The following is a 21,586-nucleotide window of genomic DNA, read 5'->3' as shown; positions in this document are numbered from 1 at the left end:
ACATAAGCGAAGTGCCCTCTGCCGGCGGGCGGCGCGCCGTTCCAGTCTGGATGCATGACACCTCCTGAACGACTGACCATCACCGGCCCCGAGGACATACTGGGCTTCATTCCGCACTCCCTTGGCTACTGGCCGGCCAACAGCCTGGTGGCCATGACCATGCAGGGCAAACGGCTGGGGGCCACCCTCCGCGTCGACCTGCCAGGCTTCGACTCTGATTCCGGGCTGAGGCGGTTTTCGCGCACGGTAAGGGACTACCTGGAAGCGGACCATGACGCCGACGGCACCCTCCTGGTGCTCTTCAGCGACGAGGGATGGGCTGGCCGTACGGGTCCTGATTCCCGGGATGTCCCCGCCGGTGCGCCGGTGCAGGGGACTTTGGGGAGCCTGCTGGCCGCCCTCGAGGTCGAACTGGAGTCCTCCGGCCGGCCTGTCCGTGACGCCTGGTACGTCGGCGAGGCCTTCTGGCGGAACGCGTACTGCCTTGATCCGTCCTGCTGTCCGTTTCCGGGCCGTTCCGTGGATGAGATCAGGGACAGCCGGCTCAACGCCGAGATGGTGTTCCGCGGCAGCAGCGTGGGTGAGGATCCTGCATGTTCAGCAGCAGCCCTGCCCGCGGACGTGGCCGCCGACCCGTCCGTGACGGACGCCGAACAACATTGGGCCGGGGAGTTTGCTCCGCGCCGGGGGAGCCACTCCCAATTCGCGACCATTCTGGACGCCTGGGAGCGAGTGCTGGCGGCGGATGCGGGAACAGGCCTTCCGGCCGAGCTGGCTGGGTATCTGCGGGCTTCCCTGTGCATCCCCCATTGGCGGGACGCGGTGCTGGTGATGAGTGCGGCAGGCCGTCAGGCCGCGGAGCAGGGAGCCGAGGACTTCGGGATGTTCGATCCCGACGCCGGCAAGCACGTAGTCCCGCCACCGTTTGAACCGCCTGAGCGGAAGCTGCCGGAGGGCCCTCCGCTGGAGCGGCTGCCGTCGGCCGGTCCGGCGGACGATGCTGCCTGCCCTGTTCCGGCGTACGGGGATGTGCTGCTGGGGCTGGCACCGCGGTCGCCCCGCTGGGACCGGATGAGGGCCCTGGAGGGTGTTTTGCTGCAGCTCGGTGCGGCCGGCGGGGGAGAGGGCGGCGCGGCATCGCTGACGGGACGGGGCTGGATCGAGTGGTGCCGCGGCAGGGGCTCGTTCGCGCACGTGCTGTTGGACCAGGCCGTCGCTGCGCATCCCGGTTACCGGCTGGCAGAGCTCCTCTCGGAACTGGTTAGCCGCGGGACGCTGTGCGGCTGGGCCGGGCGCCGTGACGCGGCCTGGCAGAAGTTCGCACCGGATGCGGCCTAGGGACCGCCGGACTCCGTCGCGCCGCCGGGCGGGAAGCGGGCCGTCCGGCCGAAACATTCCGGCCGGCGCACCGCCCTGAGGCAGCGATTGGGAAAACCGTGAGACAATGGATGCCGAGACCCGGTTGGGTCCGTGAATCAAGTGCATGTAGTGGTGCCCGGAAACGGGAACATTACGGCCGCTCCGGCAGTTCTACTTAATGGCTCTGCTGGCCGCGATCGCACCTGATGTGAATCACGGACTTGACAGGGTCATAGTGGTGTTGCCCGTATGGTGATTCCACAGACCGCCGCTAGAAAGGTTTTCTGTGACCCCGTCTTCCGCGAAGAAGGAACCCGCCGACCAGGCCGAATTGTCCCCTGAGGAGAAGAAGGCGGCGACGAGCGCCAAGCGTGCCGCCACGCGTGCAGCCAATAAGGCTGTCAAAGATGCTTCCGCCGACGGCAGCGCGCCGGCAAAGCCCGAGCCCAAGAAGCGCGGACCCAAGCCCGGCGCCAAGGCTGCAGCTGAAGCTGCCGGCAAGTCCCGCACGTCGGACGACGACGATTCAGAGGACGAGCTGGATGAGGATCTCGACGACGTAACTCCGGATCCGTCCGAGCTGACCGAGGAAGAGGCCGCCAGCAAGACCGGCGCCGCATCCACGGGCACAGGATTCGTATACTCCGACGCCGATGACGACGACGCCCCGGTGCAGCAGGTCATGTCCGCCGGCGCCACAGCCGACCCCGTCAAGGACTACCTGAAGCAGATCGGCAAGGTTGCCCTGCTGAACGCCGAGCAGGAAGTGGACCTTGCCCTCCGCATTGAGGCGGGCCTGTTCGCCGAGGAGAAAATCGCTGCGGACGACGGCTCCATGGATCCGAAGCTCAAGCGCGAGCTCGAATTCGTCATCCACGACGGCAAGCGTGCCAAGAACCACCTGCTGGAGGCCAACCTCCGTCTCGTCGTTTCGCTGGCCAAGCGCTACACCGGCCGCGGCATGCTGTTCCTTGACCTGATCCAGGAAGGCAACCTGGGCCTGATCCGTGCGGTCGAGAAGTTCGACTACACTAAGGGCTTCAAGTTCTCCACCTACGCCACCTGGTGGATCCGCCAGGCCATCACCCGCGCCATGGCAGACCAGGCCCGCACCATCCGCATCCCGGTGCACATGGTGGAAGTCATCAACAAGCTGGCGCGCGTCCAGCGCCAGATGCTGCAGGACCTTGGGCGCGAACCTACGCCTGAGGAGCTGGCCCTCGAACTGGACATGACCCCTGAGAAGGTTGTTGAAGTCCAGAAGTACGGCCGCGAGCCCATCTCGCTGCACACCCCCCTTGGTGAGGACGGCGATTCCGAGTTCGGTGACCTCATCGAGGACTCCGAGGCCGTCGTTCCCGCCGACGCTGTCAGCTTCACCTTGCTGCAGGAGCAGCTGCACTCGGTGCTGGACACCTTGTCCGAACGCGAAGCCGGCGTCGTCGCCATGCGGTTCGGCCTCACCGACGGACAGCCGAAGACTTTAGACGAAATCGGCAAGGTCTACGGAGTGACGCGCGAGCGGATCCGCCAGATCGAATCGAAGACGATGTCCAAGCTGCGGCACCCGTCCCGGTCCCAGGTCCTGCGCGACTACCTGGACTAAAGAAGGCCCGGCCCCAACGGGCCGTTCCGGATCGACTCATGGGAAAGGCCCCGCCGGCGGCGGGGCCTTTCCCATGCGTGGAGCGTCCCATGTGCGGAGCGCCGGTAAACGAAAAGGGCAAAGAACAGGGCCCCTCCGAAGCGGAGGAGCCCTGTTTGAGTCAGCGAGTTGCCTAGTCCACCGAAACCGTCGGCTTCTCGTGAAGCCGGCCCGTCTCATCGTGCCAGTCAGAGCTCAACGGCTTGAGCGTTGCCTCGATCGCACGGGCGTGGTGGCCGCAGAAGAGCAGCTCACCGCCGGAGGACTCGAGTACAACCCGGACATATGCCTGAGCTCCGCAACGATCGCACCGGTCCAGTGCATTGAGTGTGCGGTCTGCCACTGCTGTTGTCATGTCGGCCTCCTTAGTAGATCTGTACCTCTATGTAACCAGTATTCGTAGCAATTCCATCGCAAGGATGGGGCAAGTTCGCTGTACGCGTATCCGCAAGAATTGATCAAGGCCTGCAAATTCGGTTACGAAAAGGTAACGGGTGAGCCCGTCCGCACCCGTCGGCAGGTGTGGCAGGCGGGACGCCGGGGCAAGGCCGACTAACCTAGGAAGAGCGTCAAAAGCCTTAGCTGTTCCGTCACTGAAGGAGTTCACAACCCGTGGCACCAAGTTCTGATTACACCGCCCGGCACCTGTCTGTACTGGAAGGCCTCGAGGCCGTCCGCAAGCGCCCGGGCATGTACATCGGTTCCACCGACTCCCGCGGCCTGATGCACTGCCTCTGGGAGATCATCGACAACTCCGTCGACGAGGCTTTGGCCGGTTTCGGCCATGACATCAAGATCATCCTGCACGCCGACAACTCCGTGGAAATCCACGACGACGGCCGCGGCATCCCCGTGGACATGGAGCCCAAGACCGGGCTCACGGGCGTCGAAGTGGTCTTCACCAAGCTGCATGCCGGCGGTAAGTTTGGCGGCGGCTCCTACACGGCCTCCGGCGGCCTGCATGGTGTCGGCGCTTCAGTGGTCAACGCGCTGTCCTCCCGGCTGGACGTGGAAGTGGACCGCGGCGGCAAGACGTACAAGATGTCCTTCCGGCGCGGCGAGCCCGGCCGGTTCAAAGACCCGGGGACCAAGTCCGATCCGGCGTCGGCGTTCGAACCATTCGTTAATGACTCCGTCCTGGACATCGTTGGCAAGGCCAAGCGCGGCGTCACCGGCACCCGGATCCGCTACTGGGCGGACCGCCAGATCTTCACCCCGGACGCCAAATTCTCTTATGACGAACTGGCGGCACGGGCGCGGCAGACGTCCTTCTTGATCCCGGGCCTGAAGCTGACCGTCCGCGATCAACGCAAGCTCCCGGGCACGCCCGGCGAGCTCGGCGGCCACGAAGAGATCTTCCACCACGACGGCGGGATTTCCGAGTTCGTGGACTTCCTCGCCGCGGATCCTGCGGTCACTGACACCTGGCGGCTGCACGGCTCGGGCAAGTTCAAGGAAACCGTTCCGGTGCTGGACGAGCGTGGCCACAGCCAGCTGACCGAAGTGGAGCGCGACTGTGAAGTGGACGTCGCCCTGCGCTGGGGCATCGGATACGACAGCACGGTGCGCAGCTTCGTCAACATCATCTCCACTCCCAAGGGCGGAACCCACCAGTCAGGCTTTGAGCAGGCCCTGGTCAAGACCTTCCGCAAGGCCGTGGAAACCAATGCCCGCAAGCTCAAGGCCGGCAACGACAAAATCGAAAAGGACGACATCTTCGCGGGGCTGACAGCGGTGCTGACGGTACGCCTGGCCGAGCCGCAGTTCGAAGGGCAGACCAAGGAGATCCTCGGCACGTCCGCGGTCCGGGCCATCGTGGCCCGCGTGGTGGAAAAGGAGATCAACGCCAAACTGAGCTCCGCCAACCGCAATGACAAGGCCCAGTCAGCGCTGCTGCTGGAAAAAATCGTCAGCGAGATGAAGTCCCGCATATCGGCGCGGGTGCACAAGGAGACGCAGCGGCGGAAGAACGCGCTGGAGACATCCTCCATGCCCACCAAGCTCGCGGATTGCCGCACCGATGACGTGGCCCGCTCGGAACTGTTCATCGTGGAGGGCGATTCCGCGCTGGGCACCGCCAAGCTCGCGCGCTCCTCGGACTTCCAGGCACTGCTACCGATCCGCGGCAAGATCCTCAACGTCCAGAAGGCCTCGGTGGGGGACATGCTCTCCAACGCCGAATGCGCGGCGCTCATCCAGGTGGTGGGCGCGGGGTCCGGCCGCAGCTTCGACATCGCGGCGGCACGCTACGGCAAGGTGATCCTCATGACGGATGCCGACGTTGACGGCGCGCACATCCGCACGCTGCTGCTGACGCTCTTCTTCCGCTACATGCGCCCCATGATCGATGAGGGCCGCGTATTCGCCGCCGTCCCTCCGCTGCACCGCGTGGAAGTCATCAACGCCGGGCAGAAGGCCAACGAAATGATCTACACCTACTCCGAAGCCGAACTGCACGTCCTCCTGGCCCGGCTGGCCAAGGAGGGCAAGCGCTACAAGGAGCCCATCCAGCGTTACAAGGGCCTCGGTGAAATGGACGCCGAGCAGCTCGCGGAGACCACCATGGACCCGCGCCACCGGACGCTGCGCAAAGTGGGCATCGAAAACGCCAAGCACGCAGAGGAAACCTTCGACCTGCTGATGGGTTCCGACGTCGCACCGCGCAAGGACTTCATCATCGCCGGCGCGGCGGGCCTGGACAGGGAGCGCATCGACGCCTGAGCCAGGCACGCCGGGCGGCGCCCGACCCGGTCGCCGCGCGGGCCCCGGGGTTTAGCGGCGCCCGGCATCCGGCGCCCGATGCAGCCCCGCGCCGGCTACCCGCCGTGCTATCCCAGGAGCCCCGGGACAATCAGCAGTGCGGTGGGGACGGCCAGCAGCAGCAGGCAACCGGCCAAAACCACGGCCCTCAGCGAGGCCGGCAGCGGTTCCTTGGGGGACAGGAGCCGGCTGACCCTCGAGGCAGTGGTCCGGGCCGAACCCGCGCCGCCGGACGCGCCCGAGATGCCGCCGTCGGCAATTCCGTCGGTGACAATTCCTTCTGTCACCAGGGGAAGCGCGCCGTGGAGCACCGCGCGGTTGCCCGCCGACCCGGACGGTCCGCTGGCAACAATTGCAATGGCCTTGATCAGCGTGGCCTTGCTTTCGGTCTTGAGGGCGACGTCGTCGGCCAGCATCTCGATGAGTGAGTTGACCGCTTCCTGGGCGAGGCGCGTGGTGGGAAGCCAGGGGAGGGCCTGCCGCCATGCCGCGAAAGCCCACAACAGAAGGTGGTGGCGCTGGCTCAGGTGGGCGTTTTCGTGGATGAGCACCGCCCGCAGTTCCGCCGGTTCCAGGGCTGCCATCAGGCCGTCGCTCAGTACCGTTACCGACCGTGCACCGCCGGGCAGGCAATAGGCCACGGGGGAATCATGGTTGATGACCACCGTACCCGGCCCGTCATTGGACGGTGACGCCAAAAGGGCCAGGAGTTCCCGGTGCCGCCGGCGCTGCCGTTCGATCCGGTAGTAAGTCAGCAGCAGGGTAAAGACGAGATGTGCTGTCAGGAGCGCCGCGGCCGACAACGCGAAAAGGTGCCAGAAACCCAGCGCCGTGGTGGGTGCGTTGAACAGGACCATGCCGGCCAGTCCGCGCAGCCCGGCCAGCAGGTTGTCGCCGATCGGTTCGAGGCCGTAGACCAGCATGGCACCGATCATGGACAGGCCGCCGGCGAGGGCGATTGCCTGCCACAGCACCATGGCCGTAAAGGGTGACCGCGCCGGCCATTGGGCGCGCGAAAGGAGGATAGGCACCGGCCACGCCAGGACTATCGCCAGGACCGCCAGAAAATATGAGGTCCAGAACATGCGCTGTTAGCTGTGGCCAAGCAGTTTGCGCAGCGTTTCGGCTTCACTTTCGGTGACGGAGCCAATAAAGCGGGCGAGCACAGCTTCGCGGTCCGGCGCGGAGCCCAGCACTTCATGCATGAGTTCGGCCGTGTGGTCCGCCCGGCTGGACACTGCCTGGTACCGGTGGGGGCGCATGCCGCGTTCGCGCTCCACGAGCCCCTTCTTCTCCAGGCGTGAAAGCACGGTCAGGACGGTGGTCACCGCGAGGTCCTTGCCCTCGTGGCCGGCCGTGCCGCCCTGGGCCTGCGTGCTCAGCGCCAGGAGGTCCCTGAGCGTGTTGGCAGTGGCCGCTTCCTGGCCTGCCCAGAGCAAGTCCATCACTGCCCGTTCCAGTTCACCAAGACTTGCCATGCCGTACATCCTTCTTAAAGGTCCGATCCGCGGGACCGGAACGGCCGTCGCGGAGCGATCGAATACTTAAGTCCTAAATTTACCTCCTTTTGGATTTTCTTTCTACATGAGGTAGAACAATCGGCGCGTCGCGCCCTTGCCACCGGCTCCGGCCAATGGAACTGTTGTTTACACTGCACGCCGAAAGTGTTCTACACTCTGTAGAAGTTGATGTTCTACGCTGCGTAGAAGACTTGGACTGTTGAGAGCCTAGCCAAAAGTAGGGACTGCCTTGGACGCTTTGGAAATCGCACGCTGGCAATTCGGAATCACCACCGTCTACCACTTCATGATGGTGCCGCTGACCATCGGGCTGGGCCTCGTGGTGGCAGTCATCCAGACAGTCTGGTACCGCACCGGCAAGCCGGAATACCTGCGCATGACCAAGTTCTGGGGGAAGCTGTTCCTCATCAACTTCATCATGGGCGTTGCCACCGGCATCGTGCAGGAGTTCCAGTTCGGAATGGCCTGGAGCGAGTACAGCCGCTTCGTGGGCGACGTGTTCGGGGCGCCGCTGGCGCTCGAGGCACTCCTGGCCTTCTTCGTGGAGTCCACATTCCTGGGCCTGTGGATCTTCGGCTGGAAACAGCTCAAGCGGGGCGTTCACCTGGCCTGCCTCTGGATTGCCGTGATCGGCTCAGTGTTCTCCGCCTACTTCATCATCGTGGCCAACAGTTGGATGCAGCATCCCGTCGGTGTGGAGATGGTCAACGGGCGGCCGGTCATGACAGATGCCTGGGCCGTCTTCACCAACAACACAGCCCTGGTGGCAGTGCCGCACACCCTCTTCGGCGCCCTGGCAGTCGCCGGCGGCTTCCTGCTGGGCATTGCCTGGTACCACCTGTGGCGCCGCCGCCATGACGGCATCGACACCGTGGGATCCGACGGCAAGGTCATTCCCGGCGAAGCGGACATCCCCGGCCGGGACAAGGCTGACTACAAAGTCTGGATCACCTCGCTGCGGATCGGCGCCGTCGTCGCCATGATTTCCTTTGCCGGGACCGCGCTCACCGGTGACCTGCAGGGCAAACTGATGTTTGAACAGCAGCCCATGAAGATGGCCGCGGCGGAAGCAGCCTGCCACGACGGCACCGGCTTCTCGGTCCTCAGCGTCGGCAACGTCGGTTCGAAGAACTGCGACGACATCGTGGCGGTCATCGAAGTGCCCGGGATCCTGTCCTTCCTCGCCAAGGGCGACTTCACCACCGAGGTGAAGGGCGTCAACAGCCTGCTGGACCAGTACAAGGCCGACTACGGTACCCACCTCCCGGACAACCCCATCTACGGAGACCGTGCCGGGCAGGAAATCGAGTACGTTCCCGTCATGGAAGTGACCTACTGGGGTTTCCGGATGATGATCGGGTTCGGCGGCCTGGCGGCCCTCGCGGCCCTCGTGGCGCTCTGGGCGACCCGCAAGGGCACCGTGCCGGCGTCCCGCGGACTGATGCGGCTCGCCGTCGTCGGCATCCTGGCCCCGTTCGGAGCCAACGCTGCCGGCTGGATCTTCACCGAAATGGGCCGCCAGCCGTTCGTCGTGGCGCCGAACCCCGATCCGAGCGGCATCGACCAGGTGTTCATGTTCACGGCTGCCGCCGTCTCGCCTGGTGTCTCTGCGGGAGAACTCCTCACATCGCTGGTGGTGCTGACGGCCGTCTACGCCGTGCTCCTGGTGGTGGAGGTGAAGCTGCTGGTGAAATACATCCGCGGCGGCGTCGTTTCCGCCATGCCGGAACTGGCACACGCCCCGGCGGACGAAAACGAAGACGCCACACCGGGCCCCGGCGGCACCGGCAAGCCCGGTGACTCCGACGACGTCCTGGCATTCGCCTACTAAGAGCAGAGGAATTCGACAATGGAACTGCTGCCCACCATCTGGTTCATCGCCATCGCGGTGCTGTGGACGGGATACCTCTTTCTCGAAGGATTCGACCTCGGCGTCGGCATGCTGATGAAGCTCTTCGCCCGCAACAACACCGAACGCCGCGTCCTGCTCAATACGATCGGACCCGTCTGGGACGGCAACGAGGTCTGGCTGCTGACCGCCGGCGGGGCAACGTTCGCCGCCTTCCCGCTCTGGTACGCCTCCCTGTTCTCCGCCCTGTACCTTCCCCTGCTGCTGGTCCTCGTGGCGCTCATTTTCCGTGCCGTGGCCTTTGAATACCGCGGCAAAGTGGACACGGACCGCTGGCGGGCGGTGTGGGACTGGGCCATCGCGGCCGGATCCCTGGTGGCCGCTTTCGGCGTCGGCGCAGCGCTTGCCCTGACCACCACCGGGCTTCCGCTCAACGCCAACGGTGACCGCGAGGGCGGACCGTTTGCCTGGTTCAGCGGCTATGCCGTCCTGGGCGGCCTTGCCGTGGTGTGCTTCTCCCTGCTGCACGCGCTGGCGTTCCTGGCCCTGAAAACTGACGGCGATATCCGGCACCGCGCCCGCCGCTGGTTTGTCCGGCTCCTGCCGGTGCTGCTGCTGCCCATCGCCGGCTGGGCCATCAGCGTCCAGCTTCTCAGCGGCGAGGCCTGGACCATCGCAGCAGTAGCCGCGGCCGTGGTGGCTGCGGCCTTCGCCTGGCACTTCGGCAGGAACGGGCTGGAGGGGAGGGCGTTCCTGTCCCTCGGGGCGTTCCTGCTCCTCGGCAGCGCCTCGATTTTCGGTGCGGCCTTCCCGGTGGTGCTTCCCTCCACCATCAGCGCGGACTTCAACCTGACGATTTCCAATGCCTCATCCTCCGACTACACCCTGGGGCTCATGAGCATCGTGGCCTGCGTTGGACTGCCGCTTGTCCTGGCCTACCAGGCCTGGACGTACTGGGTGTTCCGCCGCCGCGTCAGCGCAGCGCACATTCCGGAAGCCCACAGCTTCCTGCCTGCCATCGCCGCCAGGGCCCTGGCCCGCAAGGACTAGGACCACATGAGACCGCAGTTCCCCGCCGGCCCCGCCAACCGGTCCGCGCTCTATTGGCTGGGCCTGCTCGCAGCACTCAAGGCGCTCTCGCTGGTCCTCATGGCACAGGCGGTGGCATCCGTCCTGGCCGGACTGGTCTCCCAGAGCCCGGCCTGGGCAGACCAGCTGGGCTGGGGACTCGCCGGCGTTGTGCTGCGGTCTTTGACCGTGTGGGCCCAGGGGGTAGCGTCGCGCCGCGCGGCGCTCGGGGTCAAGGAGGAACTGCGCGCGGCGCTGCTGGAACGTGCCCTGCGGAACGGCACGCGTGCGGCAGGTCCGTCCGACGGCGGCCTCGCCATCGTGGCCACGAGGGGCCTGGACGCCCTGGACAGCTACTACACGCAGTTCCTGCCCGCCCTCGTGAACTGTGCCGCGATCCCGCTCCTGCTGGGGGCCCGCATCCTGTTCGCCGACTGGGTCAGTGCGGTGGTGATCGTCCTGACGGTGCCGCTGGTGCCGGTCTTTATGGTCCTGATCGGCCGCTACACCGAAGACCGGGTCCGGGCGGCGCAATCCGCCCTGGCCCGGCTCTCGGGCCACATGCTGGAACTGGCCAAGGGGCTTCCCGTGCTGGTGGGCCTTGGCCGGGCCACCGCCCAGCGCAAGGCACTCGAGGACATTTCGGAGCAATACCGGTCCCGGACCATGGACACGCTCCGGACGGCCTTCCTCTCCGCCCTCGCCCTGGAACTCATCGCGACGATCTCGGTGGCCGTGGTGGCCGTCTTCATCGGCGTGCGCCTTGTACATGGCGACATGGCCCTCGAAGCCGGGCTGCTGGCCCTGATCCTTGCCCCCGACTGCTACCTGCCGCTGCGCGAACTGGGCACTGCCCATCACGCCAGCGACGACGGACGCGCCGCCCTTGCCGAGGTCACCGCTGTGATGGACGCACCGGAAGCCGTCCCGCTGCAGCCCCAAGACAGCTTCGGGGCCGGGGAAAGGGCGTCCGACGGCGGCGCGGACCTTCCGGCGGTGACCGTCCGTGAGCTGACGGTTGCGTACGGCGGACGCCTGGACCCCGCCGTCGGGCCGCTGAGCTTCGACGCGCCCGCGGGGCGGATCACCGCCCTCGACGGCGCCAGCGGTGCAGGGAAGAGCACCATACTCGGCGTCCTGGCCGGCATCGTGGGCGCGGGCGGCGGTACGGCCGTGAGCGGCCGCATTGGCGGGTTCGCGTCCTCGGACGTCGCCTGGGTGCCGCAGCATCCGGTCATGGTGGAGGCCAGCGTCCTGGCCGAAGTGCGGCTCTACCTGGAGGGTGCAGGGAATGCCAAAGCCGGGAATTCCGGGGATACCGGTGCCACCGGCACCGGCACTGTTGCCGGTGGTACCGCGCTGCGCTGCCTCGAGGCGGCCGGTGCCGGGCACCTGGCCGCCAAGCATCCCGCCGAGCTGAGCCCGGGGGAGCTCCGCAGGGTGGCCCTCGCGCGAGGCCTGGCCCGGATTGAAGCCGGCGCCACGCTCCTCCTGCTGGACGAGCCCACCGCACACCTTGAGCGTAGCTCCGCCAATCTGGTCAACAGCGCCATCCGCACGCTGCGCGGCCGGGCCACCGTCCTGCTGGTGGCCCACGACCGGCTAACCCGGGAGCTCGCGGACCATATCGTGGCGGTGGCCCCAGGCGCCACCACGGCCGGGCTCGCCGCAGTACGCCCGGCAACGGACCCGGCGATCCCCGCAACGGACACAGTAGCGGTCCCGGTCGTCGGTGCGGCCGCGGAACATCCCGTGGAAGCGGACCGGACCGCCCGCACCTCCGGTTCCGTTCCCGCCCGTACACCCGGTTCCGCCCCGGTGCAGGGCAGCAGCACTGTACCGCCGCCAACCGGCGGCAACACCCCGGCCCGGATCGTCCGGCTGCTGCGGCCGCAGTTCCTCAAATTTGGCCTCGCCGGCGTGGTGGGTGTGCTGGCCGCGCTGTTCGCGGTTGCGCTGGCCGGACTGTCCGGCTGGCTGATCATCCGGGCCGCCGGGCAGCCGCCTATTCTCTACTTGCTCACGGCAATCGTGGGCGTGCGGTTCTTCGGCATCGGCAGGGCCGTCCTGCGCTACACCGAGCGGCTCCTGCTGCATGACGCCGTCTTCGCCTCGCTGACCCGGCTGCGGGGTCGGTTGTGGGATTCGCTGAGCCGGCGGGCGCTGTCGCTGCGCCGGCTCCTGCAGGGCGGTGACGTCCTGGGAACGGTGATTGACGACGTCGACACCGTCCGGGACCTGCTGCCCCGGGTGGTCCTGCCGCCGGTTACCGCGGTGGCCGTGGGCGCGGCAGGCGTGGCTGCCACCGGCCTGCTGCTGCCTGCAGCGCTGCCCGCCGTCATCGCCGCGGCGCTGGTTTCACTGGTGGCCGCGCCGGCGGCCGCACTGCTGGCGGACAGGATGTCCGCCCAGGCCGAACAACGGCTCCGCTCAGGGGTACTGCGTGACGTCGCCGCGGCCCTGGATGCCCGGGCGGAACTGCACGCCAACGGTGTCGCGGCACCGGTGCTGTCCGCCATCGGAGACGCAGACAAGGCGGCAACGGCAGCCTCCCGACGGTCGGCGTGGGCCGAAGGGCTGGGCCAGGCCGTCACCGTCCTGGCCTGCGGTGCTGCCGCCCTTGCCGGCGCTGTGCTGGCCGGACCCCAGGTGCTGGCCGGCTCCGTGGACGCGGCCACGGCCGCCGTCGTGGTTCTCCTGCAGCTGGCGCTCGTGGAACCTTATGCCGCCATGACCACGGCGGTCCGACAGTACCCGGCGCTCCGCCTGGTCCTGGCCCGGGTGAGCGAAGCCGGCGTGCTGGACACCGCCGGAGCCCGGGGCCCTGACACTGACACTGACACCGGCACAACCGATTCCGACGCCGTGCCCGCCGGTGCCGTGGACTCCGGGGGACTGGAGCCCGTGGCGCAACGTCCGGATGCGCGGCCCGGGATAGAACTTGAGGCGTTGTCCGCGGCCTGGCCCGCCGGGCCGGACGTCTTCACAGGGGTCTCCGCGACGGCGGAACCAGGCCGCTGGCTGGCCGTGACAGGAGCTTCAGGGTCCGGGAAATCCACGCTGCTGGCCGTGATGCTCGGGTTCCTGCCGCCGCGCTCCGGCCGGCTCGCCGTCAGCGGGCGCGCGGCGTGGTGCCCCCAGGAGGCGCACCTCTTTGATTCCACCATCCGCGGTAACCTCATGCTCGGCCGGCCCGAAGGCAAGGCAGGCGACGCGGAACAGGACATGGCGGACGCCCTGGCCGCCGTCGGACTGGAACCGCTGCTGCGCCGGCTGGCTGACGGCGCGGACACGCGGATCGGACCCGCTGGCGCATTCCTGAGCGGCGGGGAACGGCAACGGCTGGCGGTGGCGAGGACGCTCATGACCGGCGCCGACGTGATCCTGCTGGACGAGCCCACCGCGCACCTTGACGCCGGGGCGGGCAGGGCAATGCTGGCCGACCTTCGCAGGGGGCTCACCGGACGGACTGTTGTGCTGGTGACGCACAACCCGGACGACATCGACGCGGCGGACCGCCGGCTGGACCTGGACACGGGGTCCCACGCAGGTCTGAATACAGTGGACGGTGCGGGCGGCCCCGGTACGGGCAGGGCTCCCGCTTCCAGGGAGGACGGCGGCGCGCCCGCCACGGTCACGGGCCCGGTTCTGGCGCGGGGCGGGGCCGGCAGCTAGCCTGTTGGCATGCTCAACGACGACGCCCCGACGCCCGGGTCCTGGCAGAAATCCCTGGCTGGCCTGGGCCTGGACTGGCGTCCCGCGGCGGAGCCTGACCTTGAGGCGTGGGCTGCCCTGATCGCACGGACGGCCGGGGTGGAAAAGCCGGTGTGGTTTGAGCGCATCGCGGACCTTGAACAGATCCTGCAGTCGAAGAAGAACCATCCCGCCGCCAACACCCTCCTGGTGCTGGACGGCCAGTCCGTTCCCCGCGCCTACGCCCGCATCACCAAGAACAAGGAGGGCGACAAGGCCTACGGCTTCGGCTGCGTCGACCCCGCCTGGCAGCGCCGGGGGATCGGCATGGCGCTGCTCGGGTGGCTCAGCGAGCGGACCATCCAGCGTTTCACGGAAGACAACCAGCCTGCCGGGAGCCAGCCTGGCGCGGAGCGCCCCGTGCCGAGGCTGCGCATCCACATGGAGCAGCAGCACAAGCACCAGCAGCAGCTGCTCCGCCAAGCCGGGTTTCGAGTGGTGCGCTATTTCAACGAAATGCACCGTCACCTGGGCGGCGTCCCCCTCCCCGAAGTGCGGCTTGCCGCCGGGCTGGACCTGGTGACCATGCGCCCGGAGCTCAGCGAGGACGTCCGGCTGGCCCACAACGCCGCCTTCCGTGACCATTGGGGGAGCGAACCCCGGGATGAGGAGTCGTGGGGATTCACCGTCAATGATCCGCAGGCGAGGCCGGACCTGAGCGCCGTGGTCCTGGACCGCAGCACCGGAACCGTGGCGGGCTACCAGCTGGCCAGCCACGATCCGGACGGCGCGGTTTCCCGGGGCTACAGCGAGGGTTACACGGACCTGCTGGGGGTGCGCCGCGAGTACCGCGGGCGCGGCATCGCCCAGGCCCTGCTCGCCGACGCCATGCGGCGCTTCGCGGCCGCCGGCATGGACCGGGCGTCCCTGGACGTTGATTCCGAGAACCCCACCGGCGCGCTCGCGCTCTACGAAAAGATGGGCTACGCCGCCGTCAACAGAAGCCTGGCCTGGGACAAGGAACTGCCGGCGCGCACCTGACCGGGCCTTCTGATCAACTCAGGCGTCGACGTCGTGCAGGTGGTGGACGACGTCGTGCAGGAAGTACTGCGCGAGGGTCATGACCGTGAACTCCGACCCGTTGCTCCGGAGGCCCGTCCGGCCCCACTCGTCCTGGTGCACGCCGGCGAAGGACTCCGCGATCTGTTCGCCCTCGGCCGTCAGCTCGGCACTGACCACGGCGGGGTCGGCGTTGGCGTAGTCCTTCTCCACCGCTGTCTTATCCTGGTCCCAGTCCTCGAACCGGGCATTGTCCTGGCTGAGCATGAGGTTGAGCCTGTGGTCGAAGAGGCTGAAGACATCCCGGACGTGCGACGCGTACTCCAGCACGGACCATGTGGCGTCGTCCGGCCGTTCCGCCACATCCGCCCGGCGGAGGGCCGCCCGCCAGCGGGGAAGCATGTTGGACACGCTCCCGGGAACCGTGGCCGGAGTGACTGTTGACGCGTCGAAGCCGCATTCGGGGCAGGGCCGGGTCAGCACCCAGGTCCAGTCCTTTTCGTCGGGGATGATAGGCATGCCCGTAGTCTAAGCCCAGGTCAGGCTGGGCCCAATCGCGTCCACGGCCTGTGACAGCGGGATGCCGGAACCGTCCCTGCGGCCATGCTCCTGCGGAAGCGACCGCGCCACCCCTGCCAGCGAAGACGCCTTGGCAGGGCCGTGGCCCGCCCAGGCGATGAGGAGGGTGTCTTCGCCCTTCAGGAACCGGTGTGCCCGGACGCCCGCCGTCGCCCGGCCCTTGGCCGGATACTCGGCGAACGCTGTTACTTTTCCGGCGCCGGGTGCGGTGCCCGGCAGGGCGCCGTCGGTTCCGGAAACCGTCACGACGACGGCGGCGTCGTCGCCCGGCTCGACCGTTCCGAAGAACAGGACCTGGTCCCCGGCGGCGAGCTTGATGCCGGCCATGCCGCCGGCAGTGCGGCCCTGCGGCCGGACGGTGCCGGCGCTGAAGCGCAGCAGCTGGGCCTGCCGGGTGAGGAACACCAGGTCGACGTCGTCGGCCCCGGCAGGTTCAACACCCACGACGGTGTCCTTGTCCTTGAGGGCGATGACTTCCCAGTCCTCACGGTTGAGGGGGTAATCGGGCTGCACGCGTTTGACGATGCCCTGCGCCGTGCCGACTGCCAGGACCGTGTCCAGCGGCGCGAAGGCCACGAGCGTTTCGCCCTTCAGGAGCGTGATGAAGTCCTTGGCGGGCACGCCGCCGGCCAGGTTCGGCAGCCCGGACATCGGCGGCAGCACGGGCATGTCCATAACCTGGAGACGCAGCATCCGGCCGAGGGACGTGACGGCGGCGATTTCGCCACGGGCGGAGGTTTTCACCACGGACCGGAAGACATCGTGCTTTGACCGCGGTCCGGACTCGGCGAGGGGCTCCTGGTTGGAGGTCCGGGCGATCTGTCCGCTGGCGGTCAGGATGGCCCAGCAGGGGTCATCGGCGATTTCCAGCGCGAGCGGGGCCGCCTTGCCCTTGCCGCCGGGTGCAGCTGCCAGGGCGGCGGCCACGGTGGGGGAGACCGCCTCGGACTCGAGCAGGACCGTCCGGCGGGGTGTGCCGTACTTTTCGGCGATTTCGGCGAGTTCATCGGAGACAAGTTCGCGCAGGCGCTGGTCCGAACCCAGGATGGCCTCCAGCTCCGCGATCTCGCGCTTCAGCTGCTCCTGCTCTTTTTCGAGCTCGATCCGGGAGTACTTGGTCAGCTGCCGCAGCCGGAGTTCCAGGATGTAGTTCGCCTGGATTTCGGTGAGGTCGTAAATGGACATCAGGCGTTCCCGGGCGGCGGCCACCTCGTCCGAGGACCGGATGATCTGGATGACCTCGTCGATGTCCACGATGGCGATCAGCAGGCCCTCCACCAGGTGGAGGCGGTCCTTTTTCTTCGCCAGCCGGAACGCCGTCCGGCGCCGCACCACACTGATGCGGTGGCCGACGTAGACGGACAGCAGCTGCACCAGCCCCAGCGTCTGCGGCTGGCCGTCCACCAGCGTCACGTTGTTGATGCCGAAGGAATCTTCCATCGGCGAGTAACGGTAGAGCTGCTGGAGCACGGCGTTCGGGTTGAAGCCGTTCTTCAGCTCGATGACCAGGCGGAGCCCGTGCTTGCGGTCCGTGAGGTCCACAATGTCGCTGATGCCCGTCAGCTTCTTGCCGTTGACGGCGTCCTTGATCTTCTCGATCACCTTTTCCGGGCCCACCATGTAGGGAAGCTCGGTGACCACCAGGCCCGTGCGGCGGGCGGACAGCTGCTCCACTTCCACCTTGGCGCGGGTCTTGAACGAGCCGCGGCCGGTGGCGTACGCGTCGCGGATGCCGTCCAGGCCCACGATCCGTCCGCCCGTGGGCAGATCCGGGCCGGGGACGAACCGCATGAGGTCCTCGAGGGTGGCCTCCGGGTTCGCGATCAGGTGTCTGGCTGCGGAGATGACCTCCACCAGGTTGTGCGGGGCCATGTTGGTGGCCATGCCGACGGCGATGCCGGTGGCGCCGTTGACCAGCAGGTTGGGAAACGCGGCCGGGAGCACGTCCGGCTGGGTGAGCTGGTTGTCGTAGTTGGGGACGAAGTCCACGACGTCCTCGTCGAGGTGGTCCGTCAGCGTCAGGGCAGCCGCCGCCAGGCGGGCCTCCGTGTACCGCGGTGCTGCCGGGCCGTCGTCGAGCGAGCCGAAGTTGCCGTGGCCGTCGATCAGCGGCAGCCGCAGCGAAAAGTCCTGCGCCATCCGGACCATGGCGTCGTAGATGGCCGTATCGCCGTGCGGGTGCAGCTTGCCCATGACCTCGCCCACCACACGGGCGCTTTTTACATGGCCGCGGTCCGGGCGAAGGCCCATCTCGCTCATCATGTAGAGGATGCGGCGCTGAACCGGCTTCAGGCCGTCGCGGGCGTCCGGGAGGGCCCTCGAATAGATGACCGAATATGCGTACTCGAGGAACGAGCCTTCCATTTCCGATGTGACGTCGATATCAACGATATTTTCGGTGTAGTCCTGGACGGCGTCCCCTGCCGGGGCGGAACTTTGGCGGCGGGCCATGGGGCTGGTGGATCCTTAACGGTTTACTGGCGGAGTTTTAGCTAGGCTAAGCCTATGGTGGATCAGCCCGGGGACGGCGTATATCCGGAATATTGGGAAGCCGATGTTGTTCTGCGGGACGGCGGGACGGCTCATTTGCGCCCCATCCACCCCTCTGATGCCGATGCGGTGCAGGCTTTCCATACCGGCCAATCGCAGAAATCCATCTACATGCGGTTCTTCGCCTTCAAGGCGCGGCTCTCCAGCAAGGAGCTGAAGCGCTTCACGGAGGTGGACTACAAGGACCGGGTGGCGCTGGTGATCACCATCGGCGGGGAAATCCTGGGCATCGGCCGCTACGACCGGCTGGCCGATCCCGAAGAAGCCGAGGTTGCCTTCAATATAGCCGACGCCCACCAGGGCCGCGGCATCGGGTCCATCCTGCTGGAGCACCTGGCCGCCGCTGCCCGCGAAAACGGCATCCGCAAATTCAGCGCCGAAGTGCTGCCGGAAAACCGCAAGATGCTGATGGTCTTCTCCGACGCCGGATACGACGTCAAACGGCACTTCGACGACGGCGTCGTGAGCCTGGAGTTCAACATCGACCCCACGGAAAAGTCCCGGGCAGTGATGGAGGCACGTGAACACCGTGCGGAGGCGCGCAGCATCCAGGAGCTGCTGGCGCCGTCGTCGGTTGCCGTGATCGGTGCCAGCCGCAAATGGGGCACGGTGGGCTACCAGCTGCTCGAGCACATCATTGAAGGCGGCTTCACCGGCCCCGTCTATGCCATCAACCCTGAAGCCCTCGAACTCGCCGGGATGCTGTCCTTCGCCCGGCTCGCCGAAGTGCCTGACGCCGTCCGGCTGGCCGTCATAGCCGTCCCGTATGAGGAAGTTCCGAACGTGGTGGCGGACTGCGCGGCGGCGGGGGTCAAAGGCGTCGTCGTCGCCACGGCCGGGTACGCCGACGACGGCGAACGCGGGCTGGCACGGCAGCGCGAGCTGGTCCGGCAGGCCCGGTCCAACGGGATGCGCGTGATCGGCCCGGCGTCCCTCGGCATCGTCAATACCAACCCGGCGGTGTCCCTGAACGCGTCCATGGCACCGAGCCTGCCCCGCCGCGGCGGCCTGGGCCTGTTCAGCCAGTCCGCGGCCATCGGGGTATCCCTCTACGCGGCCTCCAGCCGGCGCCGCGTGGGCCTCTCCACCTTCCTTTCCGCCGGCAACCGCGCGGACGTCTCCGGCAACGACATGATGCAGTTCTGGGAAGACGACGCCGACACCGCCGCGGTGGGGCTCTACCTCGAATCCATCGGCAACCCGCGCAAGTTCTCCCGGCTGGCACGGCGGCTGGCCCGCACCAAGCCCGTCATCGTGGCGAAGTCGGACGCCATGGGGCTCCAGCTGCCGCCGGGGCATGCCGTGCGCACCACCCAGGCGCCCGCCGGCGCCCTCGACGCCATGATGCGCCAGGCGGGTGTCATCCGGGTGGAAACCATTGAGCAGCTCATGGACGTCGCCCAGATCGTTTCCGGCCAGCCCCTGCCTGCCGGAGCGGACATCGCCGTGTTCAGCAACTCCCGGGCACTCGGCAAAGTGGTGGCGGACGCTGCCGCCGCGAACGGGCTGGGCGTTGAGCGGATCGTCACCGACGTGGACCTCGACGCCGGCATGTCCCTGGCGCTGCCGGCCCTCCGCGAAAGCCTGGCCCGGACCCTCGCTTCCGACTCCGTTCACGCCGTGGTGATAGCCCTGCTCCCCGCGCGCGGCCTCACTGTGGAGAAAATCGCGGGTGTCCTGGCGGAATGCTCGGCGGCGGCCGGGAAACCGGTGGTTGCCGCCTTCACAGGCATCCTGGACCCGTCCATCTACGTCGAGGGTATGGTCGGCGCAGACGCAGCCACCGGTTCCGTGCCGTGCTACTCCAACCCGGGCGCCGCCGTTGCGGCGCTCGCCGCCGTCGTGAAGTACGCCGAGTGGGTGGTCCGCGACAAGGGCCTGTTCGTGGAGCCGGAAGGCTGTGACCAGGAAAGCGTCAGGGCCGAACTGGAGGACCTGCTCCACGACGTCCCCGGTGAGCAGCTGGTGCAGCTCGCCCCCGCGACAGCAGCCACCCTGCTGGCCCATTACGGCATCCACGTGGTTCCCTCCGAAGGCTTCGAAACGCCCGACCAGGCCGTGGCGGCCGCGGACCGGCTGGGCTGGCCGGTGGTGCTCAAGACCATGGACCCCGCCCTGCGCCACAGGCTCGACCTTGGTGGCGTGCGGCTGGACATCCAGGACGCGGACTCATTGCGACGGAACATCATCCAGATGCACCGCGCCCTGGCGCCGTACGGATCGCCATCGATGGAAATCCAGACCATGGCGCCGGTGGGGCAGGCCTGCACGTTCCGCGCCATTGAAGATCCGCTGCTGGGTCCCGTGGTGTCCTTCGGACTGGCCGGTGACGCCGTGAACCTGCTGGAGGACTGGTCCCACCGGGTTCCCCCGCTCTCCGGGGCCGACGTCCACGACTTCATCCGCGCGCCGCGTGCGGCCCGGAAACTGTTCGGCTACCAGGGGCTGCCGGCGGTGGATGTGGCGGCGCTGGAGGACATTGCCGCGCGGCTGACCAGGCTGAAGGACAACCACCCCGAAATCGCGTTGATTGAGTTCAACCCCGTGCTGGCCGGTCCCGGCGGTGCATCGATCCTGTCCGCCGATGTCCGGATCGCCAATGCCGCCCAGCGGACCGACAGTGCGCGGCGGGCAATGCGGAGCTAGCACGGACTGCGGCCGTGGGTCCCGCCTGCCCGCTTGGCCGGTGGCTCCGCCTGCCCGCTTGGGCGGGGGCGGGACACACAGTTAGCAAGTGCACAGCCGATCTGTGAAAATGGGGTAATGACCCAGCCTCCCACGTCGAAGCCGCAAGCACCCCGCTCCGGTCACCAGGCCGCACCCAGCCACAGCGCACATGACCACGGTGCCCAGGGCCAGAGCCTCGAAGGGGCGCTCCAGCAGGCAGGCTTCTACCCCCGGCTTGTCGCCGATGTTGTTGACGACGCCCTTGACGGCCGCGACTGCATGGCGCACCTTGTGCACCTGGAAACCCACTTCGACCGCGCCGAGGTCCGCCGCCACATCACCGTGCTGGTGTTGACGGACGACATGCTGGTCATTGCGCACGTTGACGACCAGCAGCTGGATGAGGCCGGGGAACAGATCGTTGCGCAGATTTCCACCGAGTCCGTGCCCGTGGCGCAGATCCGCTCCGTGGTGCTCAGCTACATGTACGCCCAGCCGCAGAACTACAAGCCGTCCGATCCTGTCCGCGAGCTGACCCTGTCCATTGCCTGGTCCGGCGGCCAGCGGCTGGACATGGGTCCGGCCAGCTGCGGCGACCCGCAGTGCGAAGCTGACCACGGCTACAGCGGCACCATCGCCCAGGAGGACATTGTGCTGCGGATCAGCGCCGAAGCCGACGGCCTGCAGGCCGTGCAGGACGCGAAGCTGTTCGCCCGGGCCCTGCGCGCTGTCAACACCGGCTCGGCCGCGCCCGTCCCGCACAGCGGCCCCGTGGCCGCGCCGCGTCCGCGCACCGGTGTTTTCGGAAACCGCCTCAGCCGCGGACACCAGCGCTGA

14 protein-coding genes are annotated in these 21,586 nt (G+C 67.6%); 9 read left to right on the top strand and 5 right to left on the bottom strand.

Features of this window, described 5'->3' with window-relative positions; translation table 11 throughout:
- Positions 1–54: 54 nt before the first annotated feature.
- Both AB0N24_RS19070 and AB0N24_RS19065 read left to right on the top strand, forming a co-directional pair.
- Entirely contained in the window at positions 55–1,338 is a 1,284-nt protein-coding gene (locus AB0N24_RS19070) for a DUF4192 family protein (RefSeq protein ID WP_364127554.1), read from the top strand.
- A 307-nt stretch (positions 1,339–1,645) separates the two neighbouring features.
- Positions 1,646–2,965 (top strand): RNA polymerase sigma factor, encoded by a 1,320-nt coding sequence (locus tag AB0N24_RS19065; protein WP_364127551.1) that lies wholly within the window; start codon positions 1,646–1,648, stop codon positions 2,963–2,965.
- A 172-nt stretch (positions 2,966–3,137) separates the two neighbouring features.
- Here the strand turns inward: AB0N24_RS19065 and AB0N24_RS19060 are convergent, their stop codons facing one another.
- On the bottom strand, positions 3,138–3,359 hold the full coding sequence (locus AB0N24_RS19060) for a hypothetical protein (RefSeq protein WP_104174969.1): 222 nt from the start codon (positions 3,357–3,359) through the stop codon (positions 3,138–3,140).
- 257 nt (positions 3,360–3,616) lie between these two features.
- On the opposite strand from AB0N24_RS19060, the gene AB0N24_RS19055 reads away from it, so the two are divergent.
- A complete protein-coding gene (locus AB0N24_RS19055) occupies positions 3,617–5,725 on the top strand; it encodes a DNA topoisomerase IV subunit B (RefSeq protein ID WP_214954909.1) in 2,109 nt (702 codons plus the stop codon).
- A 107-nt stretch (positions 5,726–5,832) separates the two neighbouring features.
- On the opposite strand, the gene AB0N24_RS19050 is transcribed toward AB0N24_RS19055, so the two are convergent.
- Both AB0N24_RS19050 and AB0N24_RS19045 read right to left on the bottom strand, forming a co-directional pair.
- Positions 5,833–6,849, bottom strand: coding sequence for a M56 family metallopeptidase (locus AB0N24_RS19050; RefSeq protein ID WP_364127547.1), 1,017 nt, complete (start codon positions 6,847–6,849; stop codon positions 5,833–5,835).
- Positions 6,850–6,855: 6 nt separating this feature from the next.
- Entirely contained in the window at positions 6,856–7,242 is a 387-nt protein-coding gene (locus tag AB0N24_RS19045; RefSeq protein WP_364127544.1) for a BlaI/MecI/CopY family transcriptional regulator, read from the bottom strand.
- 271 nt (positions 7,243–7,513) lie between these two features.
- On the opposite strand from AB0N24_RS19045, the gene AB0N24_RS19040 reads away from it, so the two are divergent.
- Genes AB0N24_RS19040 through AB0N24_RS19025 form a run of 4 tightly spaced genes read left to right on the top strand, consistent with a single transcriptional unit; the run spans position 7,514 to position 14,935 of the window.
- Positions 7,514–9,115 carry a cytochrome ubiquinol oxidase subunit I gene (locus tag AB0N24_RS19040; protein ID WP_364127541.1) on the top strand — a complete coding sequence of 534 codons (1,602 nt, stop codon included), beginning with the start codon at positions 7,514–7,516 and terminating at the stop codon, positions 9,113–9,115.
- Between the two features lie 18 nt (positions 9,116–9,133).
- On the top strand, positions 9,134–10,183 hold the full coding sequence (gene cydB / locus AB0N24_RS19035) for a cytochrome d ubiquinol oxidase subunit II (RefSeq protein ID WP_364127538.1): 1,050 nt from the start codon (positions 9,134–9,136) through the stop codon (positions 10,181–10,183).
- Positions 10,184–10,189: 6 nt separating this feature from the next.
- Entirely contained in the window at positions 10,190–13,876 is a 3,687-nt protein-coding gene (gene cydD / locus AB0N24_RS19030) for a thiol reductant ABC exporter subunit CydD (RefSeq protein ID WP_364127535.1), read from the top strand.
- 9 nt (positions 13,877–13,885) lie between these two features.
- Positions 13,886–14,935, top strand: a complete 1,050-nt coding sequence (locus AB0N24_RS19025; protein ID WP_364127532.1) for a GNAT family N-acetyltransferase — start codon at positions 13,886–13,888, stop codon at positions 14,933–14,935.
- Positions 14,936–14,953: 18 nt separating this feature from the next.
- On the opposite strand, the gene AB0N24_RS19020 is transcribed toward AB0N24_RS19025, so the two are convergent.
- Positions 14,954–15,472 carry a DinB family protein gene (locus AB0N24_RS19020; protein ID WP_104174961.1) on the bottom strand — a complete coding sequence of 173 codons (519 nt, stop codon included), beginning with the start codon at positions 15,470–15,472 and terminating at the stop codon, positions 14,954–14,956.
- Between the two features lie 9 nt (positions 15,473–15,481).
- Complete coding sequence (locus AB0N24_RS19015; RefSeq protein WP_364127529.1) at positions 15,482–17,983, bottom strand: DNA topoisomerase IV subunit A; 2,502 nt, start codon at positions 17,981–17,983, stop codon at positions 15,482–15,484.
- Between the two features lie 54 nt (positions 17,984–18,037).
- On the opposite strand from AB0N24_RS19015, the gene AB0N24_RS19010 reads away from it, so the two are divergent.
- Together AB0N24_RS19010 and AB0N24_RS19005 are read left to right on the top strand one after the other, a co-directional pair.
- Entirely contained in the window at positions 18,038–20,728 is a 2,691-nt protein-coding gene (locus tag AB0N24_RS19010) for a GNAT family N-acetyltransferase (RefSeq protein WP_364127526.1), read from the top strand.
- Between the two features lie 117 nt (positions 20,729–20,845).
- On the top strand, positions 20,846–21,586 hold the full coding sequence (locus tag AB0N24_RS19005; protein WP_104174958.1) for a DUF5998 family protein: 741 nt from the start codon (positions 20,846–20,848) through the stop codon (positions 21,584–21,586).

This window comes from Arthrobacter sp. NPDC093128 (genome assembly GCF_040683875.1).
In the GTDB taxonomy this organism is placed as follows: domain Bacteria; phylum Actinomycetota; class Actinomycetes; order Actinomycetales; family Micrococcaceae; genus Arthrobacter.
The sequence above is the reverse complement of the archived record's forward strand: the minus strand, read 5'-3'. Positions and strand labels throughout refer to the sequence as shown.